Source organism: Acidithiobacillus ferridurans, from assembly GCF_003966655.1.
GTDB lineage: Bacteria > Pseudomonadota > Gammaproteobacteria > Acidithiobacillales > Acidithiobacillaceae > Acidithiobacillus > Acidithiobacillus ferridurans.
In genome coordinates this window covers 42,476-59,761 of the sequence record NZ_AP018795.1, presented here as the reverse complement: position 1 = coordinate 59,761, position 17,286 = coordinate 42,476, and the positions used below count along the sequence as shown (strand labels likewise).

Below are 17,286 nucleotides of genomic sequence, written 5' to 3'. Positions count from 1 at the left end.
TGAGCAGCAAGCCGAAAAACGAATTAGTCCTGGATTTCGCCATGGGTCATCTCCCCAATTTCAGACAAGGCCGAGAACGCTGCAAACCGTCTTGGCGATCATCTGTTCTTCGTCCGTGTGGATGACGCGCACCGCGACCCGGCCGGTTGGCGTGGAAATCACCCCGGCAGTTGCCTCGTTTTTCGGGTCGTCCAGTTCGATGCCCAGGAACTCCAATCCCTTGCAAATCCGGGCGCGAACTATCGGTGCGTTCTCGCCGATGCCGCCGGCAAACACCAGCGTGTCCAATCCACCGAGCGCAGCGGCAAAGCCGCCGATCCATTTCCTGACCTGGTAGCAAAACAGCGCCACCGCTTCGGCCGCGCGCACGTCCTGCGCCTCGCACTGCAGCAGATCACGCATGTCCGCACTGGTCTCCGAGACGCCCAGCAGTCCGGAATGGAAGTTGACCATTTCGTTGAATTGCTTCGCGCTCATCTTTTCCGTGCGCGCCAGATACCAAACCAGTCCGGGATCGAGATCGCCGGAGCGCGTACTCATCGGCACTCCGGCTGCCGGGGTGAAACTCATGCTCGTGTCCATGGGTTTGCCTTCACACACCGCCGCCAGGCTCGCGCCATTGCCGAGGTGGGCGAGGATCACCCGGCCGCGTGCCGCTTCCGCTCCGGCGAGGCGCGCGAGTTCTTCCATCAGAAACGCATACGACAAGCCGTGAAAGCCGTAGCGCCGCACGCCCTGCGCCTCGTAGCGGCGCGGAATCGGCAACAACTGCGCCACGCGCGGCAGATCATGGTGAAAAGCGGTGTCGAAACACGCCACCTGGGGCAACTCAGGAAAGCGGCGATGGAACGCTTCGGTCAGCAGGATCTCCTCCGGCAGATGTTCAGGATCGAAGGGACTGAGCCGGCGCAGCTCCTCCACTAATTCCGCGGTGATTCGCTCCGGCTCGCTGTACTTAGGCCCGCCGTGCACCACGCGATGTCCCACCGCGGCCAGCGCGCCGCGGGCCGTGGATTTCTCCAGCCAATCCATCAACACATTCACTGCCGCCGTGTGATCCGGCGCGGCGATGTTTCTCGCAGGGGCGCCCTTGACCGAAAACCTCGCCGTCGGTTGCCCGATACGTTCTATTTGACCGGACTGCACCAGGCGGGGCGGCTCGCCCGGCTCGAACAGCGCGAACTTGATGCTGGAGGAGCCGCCGTTGATCGTCAGGACCCGTGATGGGGCCCGGCGCCCTTGCGTTGACTGCTTATTCATGCAAGCGGATCTCGCGTTTCGCCAGCCGGAAAGCGCCCTCGATCAGCAGCGCCAAGGCAAGCATCGCCGCAAGGACCCACAACTTGGCCGGCCCGGTCGTCGCCGTCTGCCAGACCAGCGCGCCCAGGGCAAGCAAACATGCGAGCGCGCCGGCAGCCGATATCCAGCCGCGGCTATGGGTGTGCGGCGCGTGGCGCGCGTTGGCGCTGTTGACCGCGGCGAAGATCAACAGGAACCCGGCGCTGCCCATCGTCGCGATGCTGGTCAGGTCGAAGACATTGGCCACGATGAGCGTCAGCCCGGCGGTAATGAGCAGTCCTTCCACCGGCTGACCCCACACTTTGCGCTCCAGGATTGCCGGCAATTCGCCGTCGCGCGCGATGCAGTAACTCAAGCGCGCCGCGCCGTAGAGCGTGGCGTTGATCGCGGAAGCGGTGGACAACATCGCCGCAATCGCGATCAGCGTGAAGCCGGTCTGCCCGAGAAACGGCCGGGCCGCTTCCGCCAGGGCGAAGTCCTTGGCCGCAACGATCTTGTCCACCGGCAGATTGCCCACCGTGACCAGCGCAACCAGCACATAAAGCGCGATTACGAACCCGACCGCCGTGTAGTACGCGCGTGGCAGGGTCTTTGCCACGTCACGCACATCGTTGGCCGTGTTGGCAATCAACTCGAAGCCTTCGTAAGCCAGGAAGATGATCATCCCGCCTGCGGCCAGTTGCAGCGGCGGCGACCATGAGCCTGGCGCGATTCGGGAGGCGTTGATGCCAAAAATACCGACACCGACGAACAACAGCAGGATCGCCAGCTTTATCGCCACGATCCAAATCTCCGCTTTGCCGATCAACTCGGCGTTGAGCAGGTTCATGCCGGCGATCGTGATCACGGCGAAACTGATCAGCGCATGTTTGCCTATCCCCTGCCAGGCCTGCGGCAGAAACGTCGCGCCGTAACTGCCGAATGCGAACGCGTACAGCGACAGCATCACCACGTAGCTCAGCCACAGCAACACGTTCAGACTGCCGGTGAACATCCCGGCGCCGAAGGTGCGGTCGAGGAAGACAACCGTGCCGCCGCGACTCGGATAGGCGACGGAAAGCTTCGCATACGAATACGCCGTCAGCAGCGCCACCATGCCCGCCAGCGCGAAGGCCAGCGGCGTGCCGCCGTGCGCCAGTTGCACCGCCAGGCCCAGCACCGCAAAAATCCCTCCGCCGACCATCCCGCCGACGCCGAGGGCAACCACCGCCCACAAGCCCATCTTGCCGTCGCCTGCTTTGCTCATATGTCGCTCGTCTGCCGTTTGCGGAAACGATGCTCTCCGACCGTTAATTCATGGAAGCCGCGCCATTCGGCGCGGTCGCTTCGACGCGTTCGACGCCGGCAGTCATCCGCGTTTGCACTCTGCTGGCCGAAGTCGCCACGCGAACAGATCTGGTCTTCCTTCACCGGCGGGGATGCACTTCTGTGATGTAAAACAGCGCCTGCGTGTCCAGTTTTGACCAGAAATCAGCGTCAAGTTTGTTCACCTTAGATCAGATCAAGAATTCGATATTTATATTTTAGACCATAGAGGTACGAAGCGTTATATCGCTCCATAGGTGGCAAATGTTTGGTGCTGACGCATGGTCAATGGCTGATGCTGATTGACAAACCTGTATCCACCTCAGCACATTTGACCTGAATCGCCGCCAGTTTTCTAAAAACCTTGAATTGCCACCGGATTTCTAGACACTACATAGCTACTTTTTACTGTGTCCGCAAAGCGCTACGTAGCCGTCAGCCTAATAGAAACGAGCAAGTGACCGCACGGGGTCGGAAGCTGTCCATTGATCATCGGCAATGAATGACCGCAATCAGTCTAGTCCGGCCATCCAGGCATCCTTCGAGGACCCCATTGGATTCATGCGTCAGCGCCCCGCACCTACAGGATGCACTGATATTCGCAGTATGTACCGAGACATAACCAGCATTCTGCTGCGGAATCCCTGATGGATTTCACACAGAAGCAGAATCCTCCAGCCCACGTTTGACACCGCGGCCTGATCACAAACAGATCGTCGATGGCCATTACCAGATAGAACCATCTATCTGGAGATTGCGCCATGTCCACATCCATCAATACTGAAGCTCTCACTCGAATTCCACTGCCTGCCATTCTAGCCGATCACGGCTACGGTCTCCAACAGACCGGTCCTGGACGGTTCCTGGCGGAGAGCCCGGATCATGCTGAACGCCTCAGCATCTCACGCCTGCCTGATGGCAAATGGCTCTACCGTGACCAAAACCACCAGAACAACAAGGGGACTGCACTGCATTTCATGCAGGCGCATGGGCACCCGGGTTTTCAGATCGCTGCAAATGCGCTGACAGCCTATACCCAACCGGAGCGACTGGCCGAAGCGCAGTCCTTGTTGAACGACCTGGACCATCGTTATCGCGACGCTGGTCGTGAGGAATTGCAGCGATTCAACGCGGATATCCCGTTGAATCGGCTGGCGGAGGCGCATGGATGGGCACTGGACGTTAAAGAATCCACCAGAGCCTGGGAGAAATACCGCAGCCCCTCAGGAGACGCCATCGTCATCAATCCGGCCAAAAACCTGTACTTCCACCAGCAGAACAAGGATCACGACAAAGGTGGTGTCATCCAGTTTACGCAGACCCACATCCTGAATAACGGATCTCTGGGGGATGCCCGTAAATACCTTCGGAACTTTGCTCGCGATAGTCGGCCTGAGTGGGCAATGGAGGCGCAGCAGCGTACCGCAAGTGTTCCCCTCATTCCCCAGATTGAGAATCGCAAGGGGGAGTGGAAAGCTTTGCCATACCTTACCCCCAAATCCCTGCGCTATCTGACGGATCAGCGTGGGCTGGATATAAAAACCATTGCCGCTTATGGCGACCGCAGTATGCGCACGGATATCTACCGCACGCCGGGCGGCGGTGAGCTGCATAATGTGGCCTTTGCCAATATCGCTGTAGATCAGGACAACAAAGCCATCTTTTCCGGATGGGAAAAGAAAGGTGCTGGCACTGAAAAATCGTTTAGTGGCTTTCATGGTCAAAGGGGCATCACGTTTTTCAAGCACAAAGACTTCCACAGCCGGGATGCGCGGCCACCAGAGGACGTGGGGACCTGCCAGAAGATGGTGCTCTGCGAGTCATCCATTGATGCGCTTTCCAAAGCGCAGATGGATGGTTGCCGACCGGGAGATGTTTACGTGTCTACGGGTGGCACCCCTTCTGCAGCGGCAAAAAAAGCGCTTGCGGCACTGATTCAGAAAAACCAGCCGCAAGAAGTGGTTTTGGCTTTCGATAATGACGTGGCAGGGCATGGATATGCGCGCCAAATGGAAGAACACTTGGCAGAACAAAGTCAGATGCCGGGTATGTCCACCTTTAGTATCCGCACGGAATTCCCCGACGGGGTGAAGGATTGGAATGAGGCACTGAAGCCGAAGGCGATTGAAGCTCGCCCGCGAGCACCTAAACAGTCGGAACCGGAACGTATCCCGGGCCCGGGCCATGTTCGAGGAATTGCACCATCACAGGATCATTCTGATCAATCCGCAAAAAGCCAGGCCGAGAACGTGGAGGCGCAAAATATCCTTGCCAATCTCCAGACCAATACGCCGGCACTGGACGCAAAGACCGAAAGAACTATAGACAGGGCATTCCGGAGCATCGAAAAAAACCGGGGTCTCGAACGATGACCGGCGCAGAGTCTCCAGCAGTCGTGCGACCGCTTACCGACTATCGCAACGCCACGCCCTTCCCCTGGATGGGCGGGAAATCGCGCTTGGTAAAAACCATCACACCTCTCTTGCCGCCGCACACCAGTTATGTAGAACCGTTCGGTGGTGCTGCAAACATCCTGTTGGCCAAGAATCCCGCTAAAGTCGAAGTGTATAACGATCTGAGTGGGTTACTGGTCAATTTTTTTCGGGTACTGCAGGACTTCGCCAGCCGGCAATCGCTTCTGGACCGCCTGGAATGGACCCCGTATGCCCGCATGGAATATGCGCGGGCCTTGGAATGCCTGGATGATGCCGATCCCGTCCTGCAGGCGTGGGGTTTTTTTGTCGCGCAATGCCAGGGCATCAGCGGTACGGGATCCTTTGGTGATCGCGCTGCAACCAACTGGGGTTATTCGATAGCACGAGACCAGCAGGCATCTTTCCGTGGGCACGTCGAAAAACTCCCGGCCATTGCCGAACGTCTGCGTCAGGTCAGCATTGAGCAGGACGATGGTGCCAAGGTCATTCGGCGATGGGATGCCGTGGATACCTTATTCTATGTGGATCCGCCCTATGTCGAATCCACCCGGACAGCAAAGAATGGCCGCTCCGGATATCACACGGAAATCGACGATGGCGACCAGGCCTGTCTGGTGGATGCACTTTTGAATACACGGGGCATGGTCCTTCTTTCGGGCTATCGCACGCCGCTGTATCAACCCCTGGAAGACGTAGGATGGGAACGGCGGGAATATGCCATGGACCTTGCTGCCGCTGGCCGGGTAAAAACCTTCGATGCCATGAGTATGGCTGGTAAGGCAAAACGCCAGCGCACCGAATGCCTGTGGCTCTCTCCGCGTGTCGTGGATTGGAATACGCAGCATCGTCAGTCTTCGCTGGCTTTCGCGGACAGCGCGACATGCTGATTATCGTGCGTTCCCACACCTCATTACTGGATGGCCCCGCTGTGGCCCTTTGGCTGGCGCGAGAACGTCAACTGTCGCATTGCCTCTTCGCCGTGGATCCTGATTATGCCCGGCATTCGGTCTATAGCCCCTTGCTGAAGGCCTACGGCTGGCTAGTTGGCCGCCACACCCTGTTGCCGCTGGACCAGCAACGCCCCTTCGCGTTGCGCAAGATGTTTTCCGCACTGGGGGCGGGGCAGCATGTGGTGATATTTCCCCAGGGCACGGGCCTTTCTGAGCCGGATCGTCCGGATCAGCCGGGGATGGCTTGGTTGCTCCGCAAAGCTGGCAAAGAGACCTCGATCCTGTCGCTGAGTCTGCGCCATGACCAGCGCTGGCCGTGCGTAGCCAAGACGCTCTCTACCGTTGTCGATGCAACCACCACAAACAGGTCGCCGATGGCCATTACCAGATAGGACTCAATCTGGAGGTGATCTGATGGCAACCAGCAAAAACGACATACTCGATGGCGTGGTAAGGCGCGTAGGTGACGCACTGGCCTCTGGCCAGAAACTGCCCTGGCAGAAACCATGGGAACCGCAATATGGGGCCATGTCCATGCCCCATAATCCGGTCACCGGTAAAATGTACAGCCCGGGCAACACCATGATTCTCTCCATCGCTGCTATGGATCATGGTCACGATGATCCGCGATATATGACCTACAAACAGGCCAGAGATTCTGGCTGGAGTGTTCGCAAGGGGGAACATGCTGCGGCACATATCTATGCGCCCATCACCAAAACGTTGGACGATGAGAAAACGGGCACCGAACAACAGAAGCTTGTGGGGTATCGGGGTGTTGCCCTGTTTAATGCAGCCCAGCTCGATGGCATACCGCCTATGGCGATCGTGCCCGAATCCGAACGGCTACCCAAGACCATGGAACTGGACGCCATTGCGCAGCAAATGGGCGTGAGTATCCTGCATGGGGGTGACCAGGCATTTTATAGATCCAGCGCCGACCGGATCCACTTGCCTCAGCGTGAGTCCTTTAATGACCAGCACGGGTATGACGCCACCAAGGCGCATGAACTCACCCATGCCACGGGGCACCCATCGCGGCTCAACCGCGACAAGCAGTATCAGACCGTCAAAGGCCGTGCTGCCGAAGAAATGACGGCAGAAATTGGGGCCTACCTTATGTCCCAGCGCCTGGGTGTGCCTTTTTTGGGGAATAACCCGGACATAACCGACGAACAGCATGCCGCCTACCTCACTGGTTGGGCCCGGGATTTAACCCCGGAGGAGCGGCGTACCGCTATTGATAATGGCATTAAAGCCGCGACCTACATGGAAAAGCAACTGGAACTGGCCCGTGAAAATGGGCTGGTAGTCGAAGCAGACAGAGGGCAGGTCGTAGATCACGCGATTGCAGGACAAAGCCCGGCCATGGAATCCGGACTGTCACCTTTGCCTGCGGGCGCGGCAGAGGTAGCCATTGCCCACCCAGAAAAATCACCTGATGCGCAGATATTGCGGCGGGTCCCCGAAGAGCTGCACCCGTTTATATCGAATAGTCAGAGGATGGCCACAGAAGCGGGTCTGCGCGGAGAGGAAAAAGTATTTTTCAGCGACAAGCTGCGGGAGATGGGTGGTATTATCGGCGGCATGCCCGTTACCTATGCGACGGATGGACAAGGCGATAAGTCGCCCGTATCGCTGCACTATTTCAAAGGCAATGCTGACTGGTACATCATCGAAAAAGACCTTAACCAGGATGGCGATGGACAGGTGCAGTCATTCGGCCTTGCAGACCTGGGCGAAGGGTATCCTGAGTTGGGTTACATCAGCATCCAGGAGTTGGTGGAGCATGGTGCAGAGCTGGACTACCACTTCCGCCCGAGAACACTGCTGGAATTGAAGCAGGAAAAATACCCGGAGCTTATTCGGGAGAGCGTGCCACAACCGGTGCTGGCTCCAGAGAAGACGTCGATTTTCCCCGATAAGCCGGATATCCCTGGTATGCACCTTCCCGATTTCCATAAGGGCGACCTGATCACTTATGTGGATCCGGCGGGTAAGGCCTACGACGGCATCATCCTCAAGGACGCTGATTTCTCCGTGGGAGAAGACGGAAAGGAAGGGGTTACCACGCGCTGGCAGCCGGTTCAGGCCAACGAAAACAAAAGTGACCTGGAACCGCACAGCCACAGCATTGCGACATACAGCGTGAATGGCCGGATCAACAAGGATGAGTTCACCCGGCACGTTCCCAATGCGGTACCCGGTATTGATCATATTGATCCTGCCAGTCGGAATTATGAAAAGGACATTGATCGGCGCAGAGGACTTCATGCCGCGCTGGAAGCCCGTGTTTCCCGTACATTGAATGGGCTGGATCAGCCAGACAAAGGGAATGCGTTTGAAAATTTGCCGCCCGCAGGGCAGGACCTTGGGCAGATTACCATGCCGCCCCTAAGTATCAGTTTTGCTGAAGGCGAACGTTATCCTTTTCACTCCGACGCGGGCCACGGCTGGCTGGAAGTGCCTAAAAGTGACCTGAAAACGCTGGGCATTGCTGGTGACATTACCCCGTATTCCTATCAGAAAGGGAACAAGGCATATCTGGAAGAAGACAAGGATGCGACCACCTTCCTGACGGCTCTTGAAAAAGCCACGGGTAAAGACCTGCGATGGGAGGATGTCAGCAGGGATGTGAATGACGGCGACCAATCCCGCATTCGCAACTATGCCCATTACGAGGCTCCGCTGGAGAAAGCCAAAGGCATGAAAATGCAACCGGAAAATACGGCATCTGTTTCAATGACTCCGGCAGAAAAAGCGGCCTGGAAAGACCATGAAATAGTCTCCGCGATGGAACAGCGCGGTGGATATCCAGCCGTTCTGGCCGCTCCGGAAAAGTCCCTGGAATTGCAGGATATGCTCGATAGTGCGCTGGGGGAGCGTGGAGTAGATGTCCGCAATAGTCTGCGCCATAGCGGCGACTGGGGACCGGGCGGCCTGGGTGAACTGGTTTCTGATGATGCGGTGCTCACCACCCATGCAACCCGTGTAGGTGCCGGTGCCAACATTACGCAACTGCATTGGCACATTACCATGCCCGAACTGGATCCAGGCGGGAAGCCCCTGATCATCGACGACCTTATGGATAGGCCTGCTGACGACATGGCCACGCATATTACGGAACAGGCCATGGAAATGCAGCGTGATCATGAGCGGCGTCTCGGCGTCCTTCCCCAGAAGGAAGTTGCGGATCGTGCTTCTCTTCTGCCAGAAGAAAAGGCGGCTCCGGCGGGAATACAGCGTGGGGATCACCTGGTTTATCGTGATGGTCCCGGCTGCATAGAAGACGCATTTGCCAGTGCGGTCCATGGATCTCAGGTCACCGTGATCCCCATAGATCGGGACAAGAATGGAGCGATTTCCACTTGGGTCATGCGTCCTATAGCCGTACAGCAGGACCAGATCATAAAGCACACGGCATCGGCGTCCATGGAGGCAATAAACACGCTATCTATCGGAAATCAGGGCATGACGAACAAAGCGTTTGGTGACGTGCGCCGTACCGCTTACAAGTCCCTGTCCAAAAGCGCTTTTGTGGAAATGGCGGCGGCCCAGGTAGTCAAGGACAAGCCGGAAATCGACAAACTCAACGCAGAGCGTGCTTCGCAGCTGGCGGAGGCAAACGCCAGAAATGAGGCAATCGAACAAAAGCGTCTTGCAGGCATTCGCGCAGAACAGGCGTCGCGTATCGCCGAGAAAGAAGCCCGCTTTACAGAGGCTTTCGATGGAGGCCTGCATGCGCTGAAAGATAGCAAAGCCTATCCCCTGAATCCTGGCGATTATGTGTCCTACATCAGTCCCAGCGGGCGGGGTATCGACTGCATCGTGCGGGACAAAGCGGCGTTGCCGGCAGATCCCACACAACGCAGCGAGGTCATTTACCAACGTATTGAGCGCGGTGGGTTGTCCGGCGAAGGTAAATACGAACTTGGCCTGGCCGTCGCGGGTGATATATCCAAAGGCAGCATCATGGGGCACACCAGGAATTTTCTGCCAGAACGTGCACAGATCAATAAGGCAAACTCACCAGCGCTGGATGATGCGCTGGATAAGCGGATGCAAAAGAAACGTGAGGAGGACGCCCTTGGGCGGATCGCAAAAGCACGGCCTGCGGTGCGACAAAAGGACCTGGGACTGGAACGCTAGCCGCCACAGTCGGTATCGGGGACCACAAACAGGTCCCTGATGGCCATTACCGATTGCAAGTGTCGCAACGCAAACAGGAGAAGTCATCATGGAACAAAATGCCGAAACGAAGAAGTATCCCCATCTTCAGGCCGCTATCAAGGTGGAAGATGGCAGCTATATCAATATGCGCACCTGGGCGGACAAGAGTGGACAGATCAAGGGGACCGTAGAGCGTAATGACCCGGTCACGGGTGAGCGGAACAAAGCCGATGTTGAGTTTAAGGCCTATGGTGAGGGCGACAAGGCTGCACTGGTCGGTTACATCAAGGAGGGTGAAAAAACGATCAAGGTCAATCTGCAAAAAGTGGCCCCGGAAGGAAAAGAACCCTTTGTGGCGATGTCGGTTGCCGAAAAAAGTCCTGGAAATGAAAAGTACACCTACCTCAAGGGCCGCGGTGGCATTGTTCGTGAAAATGAAGATCTGGCAGCGATGCCCAATGCCAAAACGTCCCAGTTAATCAGTGAGACGTTGAACGTCTCCCGGGATGCCCTGAAACCTCGTGAACCTGTGCAGGAGCGGGCCGCTGCGGAACCGGAGAAATCCCAGCCGGAGAAAGCGAAACCGTCCAGATCCCCCAAAAAAGCGACTCAGACCAAAGGCATGGAACGCTGATGGTATGCCTCCATCGGGAACCGCAAACAGGTTCCCGATGGCCATTACAAATGGGGCATTGTCACTGCATAGAGGAGTCACTTCATGAGCACCGATCAGAAAGCCACCCGCGAGTCCCTGCTGGCCGAATTCAAAACGGCACGGGATGCCGCCATTACCCGATCACAGATGGGCATGGAACAGATCGCCCAACGTCACCGCCAGGAGCGCGTCGACGCACTGAAGGAGTTTGCGGGCAAGCGTGCTGACATTGAAACCGCCTTTGAAAAGGATGGCGCCCCGGCCGGCGCGTGGCCATCCCTGATGGCGATGGAACAGTCGCGGCACATGGAGCCGCTCATCCAGCAACAGACCGAAGAGCATGCCGCCGATCTGGCAGCGCATGGTGTTCCCACATGGGAGGGTTTTCTCACGGAGAAATTCCATGCCCACGAAGCACTGGCAACGACCATGCTGGCGGAGATGGATGCCCGCAAACACCGGGGCGAAGAAATCAGTAAGGTGAACGGTTTTGAAGGCGAACCGGTGGATCCCGGACATCGCAAGCTGTCCATGTTCGATGATATCCAGTCGGAATATGACAAGGACGCCGACTCGGTGCATTACCATCGCAAGTCGGATGGCACGGAACTCTTTGAAGACAAGGGCTCCCGCATTGAAATGAAGGAGACCAGCAGCAAGAGCATTGAGACCGCTTTATTGTTGGCCCAGGAGCGCTTCAAAAAGGGCACTCCGCTGACCATTACGGGCGATGAGCAGTTCCAGCAGGATGCAGCACGGATCGCTGGGCGGTTAGGCATTCCCATCAAGAACAAGGATCTGATGGAGGTCTGGCAGCAATCCCGCGACAAGGCGGCAATGGGTATTACCGACGATGAACCGGACATTACCCCCAGTAACGGGTTTTCCGGGAAGGAAGCGGTACAGGACCGGGCGGCGGAAACCGGCAAAACCACACCTGACGTGGTTAATGCGCCAGATGCAGAGTGCGCCGCCCCATCAACAGCCACCGAGCCCGTGGTGGACAAAGACGCACCCCGCAAGTTGCTGGATCATGGTGCCGCGTCCTACCAGTTCAAAGAAGGCAACACCAAAAGCTACTACGTGAAGACTCAGGATGCCTATGGCAAGGAGCACGTTACCTGGGGCGTGGGGCTGGAAAAGGCGATGGAGGATTCTGCGGCGTCAAAGGGCGATCTGATTCGGCTCAAGCATGTGGGCAAGGAACTGGTGACGATCCCCGTCATGGATAAAGACGGCAATCCGGTGATGCACGACAACGGCACGCCCAAAACGCAAACCACCAATCGCAACAGTTTTACGATTGATGTGGCGAATAGGCCCCTTAAAGCCAGCCCGCATATCGGTGCCACTGCGGCAGAACAGGGCTATAAAGTGGAGAACGGCCATGTCGCTATTCCGCCAGCGGATTATGCAGCGGCGAAGGCGGACCTGAGTGTACTCTCCAGTGCTGGCCATCACGCTATCCACCAGGTGAGCCAAAAACCTTTTGCGGAATTGCAGCCTCTGGAAAAGCACACACTGATCTCCGAAGGGTTGGCTGATGAAAACGGACTCAATCGCCAGGGGGTTGCCGCGGTGATCACCAGTGATCGGCAGTTGGAATTGCGCCGGGAGCGCGCGCCAGAATCCGACAAAGAGCTGCTGAAGCCTGGGCATGAAGCGGCACAGGTGAAGGCGGCACCTGCCGTTGAAAAAGCTGCGCCGGAGCAGAGCAAGTCTGGGCCTGATCTCGTGGACGCGCGTTTACCGGAAGGCATGACTGTAAAAGATCGTGTCGTGGCGGTTACGCTTCAGGAAGGAAGCCGCACCGGTTCGCACAACGTGGAACGGATGACCGCCATGAAAGAGGCGGGGCCTGTGAAGGTGTTGGGTTATGCGGTTCAGCGTGAGTATATCCAGACCTTGCCCAATGGTGAGGTGCGCTCGATGGTGGCGTACCCCCAGACAAAGCCCCAGGAGCAGAAAAGTGGGCTTCAGTCGCCCTTTGCCACACGGGAGGAGGCGGAGCAGGCATTGCCCACGCTACAGGGCAAGGATGGTGTCTCGGTGCGCGGCGGCACGCTCGCGGAGTCCCTGGCGCTCGAAATCAAGGAGCAAGGCGGCCACGCACCGATTGATGATGAGAAAGAAAAAATCACATCGCCAGCCCGGTATGCGTTACACGCCGAGAAATTGCCCGTGGGTATGACCAGCAAGGATCGTGTCGCGGCGATCGTCGTGAAGGATGGAAGTCGGTATGTGTCCGATAACCCCGAGAAGGACCACCCAGGTAGCACGATAAAAGGCTATGCGGTCGTGCGCGACTACACCCAGGAATTTCAGGGCGGTCACAAAATCAGCGCATCACGGGTGATGCCCAACATCCAGGTGGATGCACCGATACAGCAACCCCATCCCATCCATAATCCCTATGCCAGCAGGGAACAGGCCGAACAGTCTATCGCAGCGTTGCATGGACAGGCGCCCTATGGGCAGGTGCAGGGCGTGACCGAAAGTATAGAGCAGCGCCGTAGCGAAACCCGGGGGATGAAGCCGCTGGATCCTGGTGATCAGGCCCAGGCGCAGGACCAAAAGCGCCTCAATATCCGTAATGAGGACCAGCAGGCACAGGAGAAAAAAGCCACGGAGAAAAAGGTCGAGTCGAAGAAGGAGATTGAGCGTAAAGCCCAGGAGCGCGACAACTCGCAGGAACGCAAGCAGCGGGCAGTGACCCGTACCCGCACGCAGAAGGAGGTCGGACTGGAGCGGTAAAACATCTCAAGCTCTTCGTTACAGCACCCCGCTCCCAGTGCGGGGTTTTTTGTGCCCGCCATCACGAACAGGTCCGCGATGGCCATTAGAGGATAGGCAACAACGCCGGGGCAAGAAGCGGACCTATCATGAGAAAGTTATTCCACGTATCTGTCTTTTGCGTGTTGGCGGCACTTTTCCCGTGCATTGCCAATGCGAGCGCGAATTTCGGCACGGAATCCCGATGGGCGGCGTCGCTGGGACTAGGCACAACGGGTGTCACCGCAGGATTGTTCTATCGTGAAACTCCGCATTTCGTTGCAAATCTTGATGCCGGTGGTTTCGCCGTTGACCCATCATTTTCCGCTGGCGGTGAAAATTATCATATGGGAATACGGTTACTTTCGGCGCGACTTACCGAAGATTGGTATCCGTTCTGGCATAACAATCTGTTTCTGGCTGCCGGGGTGCTGTTCAACGGCGATAAATTCAGTCTCCAGCCGACAGCAACTCATGGCGATTACGCATTCGCCACACCGGCCAGTTTCCGTTTTTCACCGGTGGCACCCTATCTCGGCATTGGCTGGGGGGATCCATTCGCCGGATCGCGGTGGACATTCCGTGTAGAGGCTGGCGCGGCTTATGAAGGGTCTCCGAACGTTTTCGTGACCATGGGAGCCGATCCCTATGCCGCACAGGCCTATCAAGCTGAAAAATCCAGCATAAGCGCGGCATTGGGCGGATACCACTGGTATCCCGTGGTGCAGGCCAGCCTGGTGTACAGGTTCGGATGAGTGTGAGAACGCACACTAACGCAACCCTAACGACCATCACGAACAGGTCCGCATCTACAGGAGATAATCATGGCAGCAGAACCGCATAAAATTTACCAGATCGCCAAAGCGCAAGGCGATATAACCCGTATCGTCTGGCCCGCGCTGGGGATGTTCATCATTATTTCATTCCTGGCAACATGGGCCGCTACGGAATACGCGGCTTACGCCTTTCAGTATTCATCGGCGCTGGGGGCGACATTAGGGATGCCCCACATCTATATGCCGTTCGACATTGTCATCTGGAGCTGGAAGTACGACATCGGCCTGACTGGCCCCGTACCTCATGTATTCATGGTGGCGCACGTCATGATGGGTGTGGGTGGATTGCTGGCACTGATTCTTCCCGTTGCCTACGCCTACCGGCGCACGCGCAAACAGGATGGCGTGCAGAATGACATGCACGGCTCCGCACATTTTTGCAGCGATGCAGAAGCGCATGCGACGGACTTGTTGCCCAGTGAGAAAAATGCCGGTGGCGTCCTGTTCGGCGCGTACACCATGGAAAACGGGGAGACCTATTACTTCAGACATAAAGGACCTGAGCATATCCTGGCCTATGCCCCAACCCGATCCGGTAAAGGCGTGGGCATTGTCATACCAACGTTGTTGTCCTGGGACCAGAGTTCCTTCACCTACGATATCAAGGGGGAGAATTGGCATCTCACCTCGGGCTACCGCGAAAAAGTCCTGGGTCAGCGCTGCATTCGCTTTGCGCCGTGGGACTTGGATTCAGCGCATTTTAACCCGCTCGATGAAATCCGCCTCGACCATAATCTGGTCAAGGACGTGATGAACATCTCTACAATGATCGTGGATCCCGATGGCAAGGGGCTCAGCGACCACTGGGCAAAGACGGGTTTTGACCTCATGACCGGGGTCGTGATCTTTGTGAAGTTGGCCAAAGAGTTGGACGGAAAAACGCTGGAGACAAAGCGGTGCATGGCAACCGTGCAAGCCATTCTGTCAGATGGTGGGCCGATTCGAAAAATTGCGGAAGAGAAAGAGGCAGAGAAGGCGGAAACACGCGACGAGACAGATGAGACCAAGATGATGGAGGGCTTTGCCGCAGTCATGACCTATGTGCGTGACACCGCCCACAAGGTGATGGAAAGCGGTGAGGAAACGGACGAATGGCGGCTATTCGGGTGGAAGGCGGCCGGTGAGGCGGCACAAAGCTATCTGAACAAGGCGGGCAATGAGGCGTCCGGTGTGCTGTCCACGGCCATGAGCTTTTTGTCCATCTACCGTGACCCCTTGGTCGCCAGAAATACTTCCTATTCTGATTTTACCATTGAGAGCCTGATGGGTGGCCCCGATGTGGACGGCAAGCCATGCACACGTAAGACTTCTTTCTACATGGTTAACCCGCCGACGGATGCGGACCGCCTGAAGCCATTGACGCGCTTGCTGCTGAATCAGACAGTACGGCGCCTGACCGAAGAAATGGCTTTCGACGAAAGCGGCCAGGGTCATAGCATCCACCCGTACAGGCTTCTGTTACTCATCGATGAGTTCCCCAGTCTGGGCAAACTGGATGTGTTTCAGAAAGCACTGGCTTTTATCGCGGGCTATGGACTCAAGGCGTTGCTGATCATTCAGAGCAAAAGCCAGCTCTACGCGGAATATACCAAGGACGAGGCCATTACCGATAACTGCCACATCCGCATAGCCTATACGCCCAATCGGATCGACTCGGCGAAAGAACTTTCCGAGACGATCGGCAACTTCACGGCAACGCACACGCAGCGGCAGTATTCCGGCGGGCGAATGTCAGTGCTTTTGCAGCATGTGAATACCAATGAGCAAATGGTATCTAGGGCACTGCTGACACCTGAAGAACTGATGCGTATGCCGGCATCTGATGAGATTGTCTTTGTGTCTGGTCATGCGCCGATCTACTGCCAGAAGATCATCTATTACACCGACCCGAACCTGAGTAAGCGCTGCGCGATTCCGCCGCCAGCGATGTCCTTTTCATCGGCGACAGAGACTGCACAGGCCATACAGCCTGTGCAGTCGGTGCAATTAATGGAGGTTCCGCAACCCGTCAAAGCGATTGAGCCCGGCAACGAGGCGTTTACGCCCCCTGCAGACCTAGTTATCCCGATGGATCCATTACCGGAAGATGAAGGCCGCCCGGACCCTGCGCAAATCATGGCGCAATGCGCAGAGGATGAGAGGCCGCAGCAGCCTGCGACGGAAAGTGAAGAGGCGTACTCGGGTGAAGATATGCCCCCTGATAACGACGGAGGGGAATATAATGATGATCCGTTTGCTGACGCCTAGTCGTCTGACCACAGTTTGCCGCCGTCCGCAATGGCGACGATTGATACCCGTGGCAATCACAGGGGCCATCATTGCCAGCGCTGTTATCGCCTGGAATAACGGCGACTGGCGGCTGAATTTATCCCCCAGCGAACCCATGGGGTTATGGTCGGTTCAGCCGTACAAACTCGGCGAACCTCTGCATGTCGGCGAGATCGTCACCCTCTGCCCACAGTTGCCCGCAGGATATGATTATTCCTGGCTGGGTCACGATCAGGTGGCTAATGCATGCACGGGTGGCGGCACTCCGTATGTCAAAACCATCGTCGCAGGCCCCGGCGATGTCGTTCATGAAGACCGTCATGGAGTCACGATCAACGGGGTGCCATTGCCGGATAGTAGACCCTTGCCGTTCACCACCAGCAAGCCACAACTCGCCTTGCCGCAGTGGCGCGGGACTATCACATTGAAAGCCGGTCAATACTGGGCCTGCGGTGCAGGAGATCCCCGGTTTTCCTTCGACTCCCGGTACTGGGGGCCGTTCGACCTGTCGCAGGTGCAATCGGTCGCTCACCCTATCGCTGTTTTCAATTATAGATATAGCCCGCGCATCACCAATTAGTGGGGTTGACCGGCAG

11 protein-coding genes are annotated in these 17,286 nt (G+C 57.1%); 9 read left to right on the top strand and 2 right to left on the bottom strand.

Going from position 1 to position 17,286, the window contains the following annotated elements; translation table 11 throughout:
- Window positions 1-60: 60 nt before the first annotated feature.
- Window positions 61-1,260 (bottom strand): acetate/propionate family kinase, encoded by a 1,200-nt coding sequence (locus tag AFERRID_RS00280; protein WP_126604112.1) that lies wholly within the window; start codon window positions 1,258-1,260, stop codon window positions 61-63.
- Window positions 1,253-2,545 (bottom strand): APC family permease, encoded by a 1,293-nt coding sequence (locus AFERRID_RS00275; protein ID WP_126604111.1) that lies wholly within the window; start codon window positions 2,543-2,545, stop codon window positions 1,253-1,255. The genes AFERRID_RS00280 and AFERRID_RS00275 overlap by 8 nt, the downstream gene beginning before the upstream one ends.
- An 820-nt stretch (window positions 2,546-3,365) precedes the next feature.
- Between AFERRID_RS00275 and AFERRID_RS00270 the strand changes: the two genes are divergently transcribed.
- The 9 genes from AFERRID_RS00270 to AFERRID_RS00230 all read left to right on the top strand — a co-directional run bounded on the left by AFERRID_RS00270 (window position 3,366) and on the right by AFERRID_RS00230 (window position 17,270).
- Window positions 3,366-4,976 carry a toprim domain-containing protein gene (locus AFERRID_RS00270; RefSeq protein ID WP_126604110.1) on the top strand — a complete coding sequence of 537 codons (1,611 nt, stop codon included), beginning with the start codon at window positions 3,366-3,368 and terminating at the stop codon, window positions 4,974-4,976.
- Entirely contained in the window at window positions 4,973-5,926 is a 954-nt protein-coding gene (locus AFERRID_RS00265; RefSeq protein WP_126604109.1) for a DNA adenine methylase, read from the top strand. Before AFERRID_RS00270 ends, AFERRID_RS00265 begins: the two co-directional genes overlap by 4 nt.
- The gene (locus AFERRID_RS00260) at window positions 5,920-6,381 is read left to right on the top strand and encodes a 1-acyl-sn-glycerol-3-phosphate acyltransferase (protein WP_172959305.1); all 462 of its coding nucleotides are present in this window, start codon (window positions 5,920-5,922) and stop codon (window positions 6,379-6,381) included. Before AFERRID_RS00265 ends, AFERRID_RS00260 begins: the two co-directional genes overlap by 7 nt.
- Window positions 6,382-6,403: 22 nt before the next feature.
- A complete protein-coding gene (locus tag AFERRID_RS00255) occupies window positions 6,404-10,138 on the top strand; it encodes a zincin-like metallopeptidase domain-containing protein (RefSeq protein ID WP_172959304.1) in 3,735 nt (1,244 codons plus the stop codon).
- Window positions 10,139-10,226: 88 nt separating this feature from the next.
- Complete coding sequence (locus tag AFERRID_RS00250; protein ID WP_126604106.1) at window positions 10,227-10,793, top strand: hypothetical protein; 567 nt, start codon at window positions 10,227-10,229, stop codon at window positions 10,791-10,793.
- 84 nt (window positions 10,794-10,877) lie between these two features.
- Entirely contained in the window at window positions 10,878-13,568 is a 2,691-nt protein-coding gene (locus AFERRID_RS00245; RefSeq protein WP_126604105.1) for an LPD7 domain-containing protein, read from the top strand.
- A gap of 128 nt (window positions 13,569-13,696) precedes the next feature.
- The gene (locus tag AFERRID_RS00240) at window positions 13,697-14,341 is read left to right on the top strand and encodes a hypothetical protein (protein WP_126604104.1); all 645 of its coding nucleotides are present in this window, start codon (window positions 13,697-13,699) and stop codon (window positions 14,339-14,341) included.
- Between the two features lie 69 nt (window positions 14,342-14,410).
- Window positions 14,411-16,669 carry a type IV secretory system conjugative DNA transfer family protein gene (locus tag AFERRID_RS00235; protein WP_126604103.1) on the top strand — a complete coding sequence of 753 codons (2,259 nt, stop codon included), beginning with the start codon at window positions 14,411-14,413 and terminating at the stop codon, window positions 16,667-16,669.
- Window positions 16,644-17,270, top strand: a complete 627-nt coding sequence (locus AFERRID_RS00230; protein ID WP_172959303.1) for a S26 family signal peptidase — start codon at window positions 16,644-16,646, stop codon at window positions 17,268-17,270. The genes AFERRID_RS00235 and AFERRID_RS00230 overlap by 26 nt, the downstream gene beginning before the upstream one ends.
- Window positions 17,271-17,286: the final 16 nt, after the last annotated feature.

Excerpts from the sequence above, each read along its gene's own strand:
- AFERRID_RS00260 (WP_172959305.1), top strand. The coding sequence starts at position 5,920 with ATGCTGATTATCGTGCGTTCCCACACCTCATTACTGGATGGCCCCGCT.
- AFERRID_RS00275 (WP_126604111.1), bottom strand. The coding sequence starts at position 2,545 with ATGAGCAAAGCAGGCGACGGCAAGATGGGCTTGTGGGCGGTGGTTGCC.
- AFERRID_RS00235 (WP_126604103.1), top strand. The coding sequence starts at position 14,411 with ATGGCAGCAGAACCGCATAAAATTTACCAGATCGCCAAAGCGCAAGGC.
- AFERRID_RS00270 (WP_126604110.1), top strand. The coding sequence starts at position 3,366 with ATGTCCACATCCATCAATACTGAAGCTCTCACTCGAATTCCACTGCCT.
- AFERRID_RS00245 (WP_126604105.1), top strand. The coding sequence starts at position 10,878 with ATGAGCACCGATCAGAAAGCCACCCGCGAGTCCCTGCTGGCCGAATTC.
- AFERRID_RS00280 (WP_126604112.1), bottom strand. The coding sequence starts at position 1,260 with ATGAATAAGCAGTCAACGCAAGGGCGCCGGGCCCCATCACGGGTCCTG.
- AFERRID_RS00255 (WP_172959304.1), top strand. The coding sequence starts at position 6,404 with ATGGCAACCAGCAAAAACGACATACTCGATGGCGTGGTAAGGCGCGTA.
- AFERRID_RS00240 (WP_126604104.1), top strand. The coding sequence starts at position 13,697 with ATGAGAAAGTTATTCCACGTATCTGTCTTTTGCGTGTTGGCGGCACTT.
- AFERRID_RS00250 (WP_126604106.1), top strand. The coding sequence starts at position 10,227 with ATGGAACAAAATGCCGAAACGAAGAAGTATCCCCATCTTCAGGCCGCT.
- AFERRID_RS00265 (WP_126604109.1), top strand. The coding sequence starts at position 4,973 with ATGACCGGCGCAGAGTCTCCAGCAGTCGTGCGACCGCTTACCGACTAT.
- AFERRID_RS00230 (WP_172959303.1), top strand. The coding sequence starts at position 16,644 with ATGATGATCCGTTTGCTGACGCCTAGTCGTCTGACCACAGTTTGCCGC.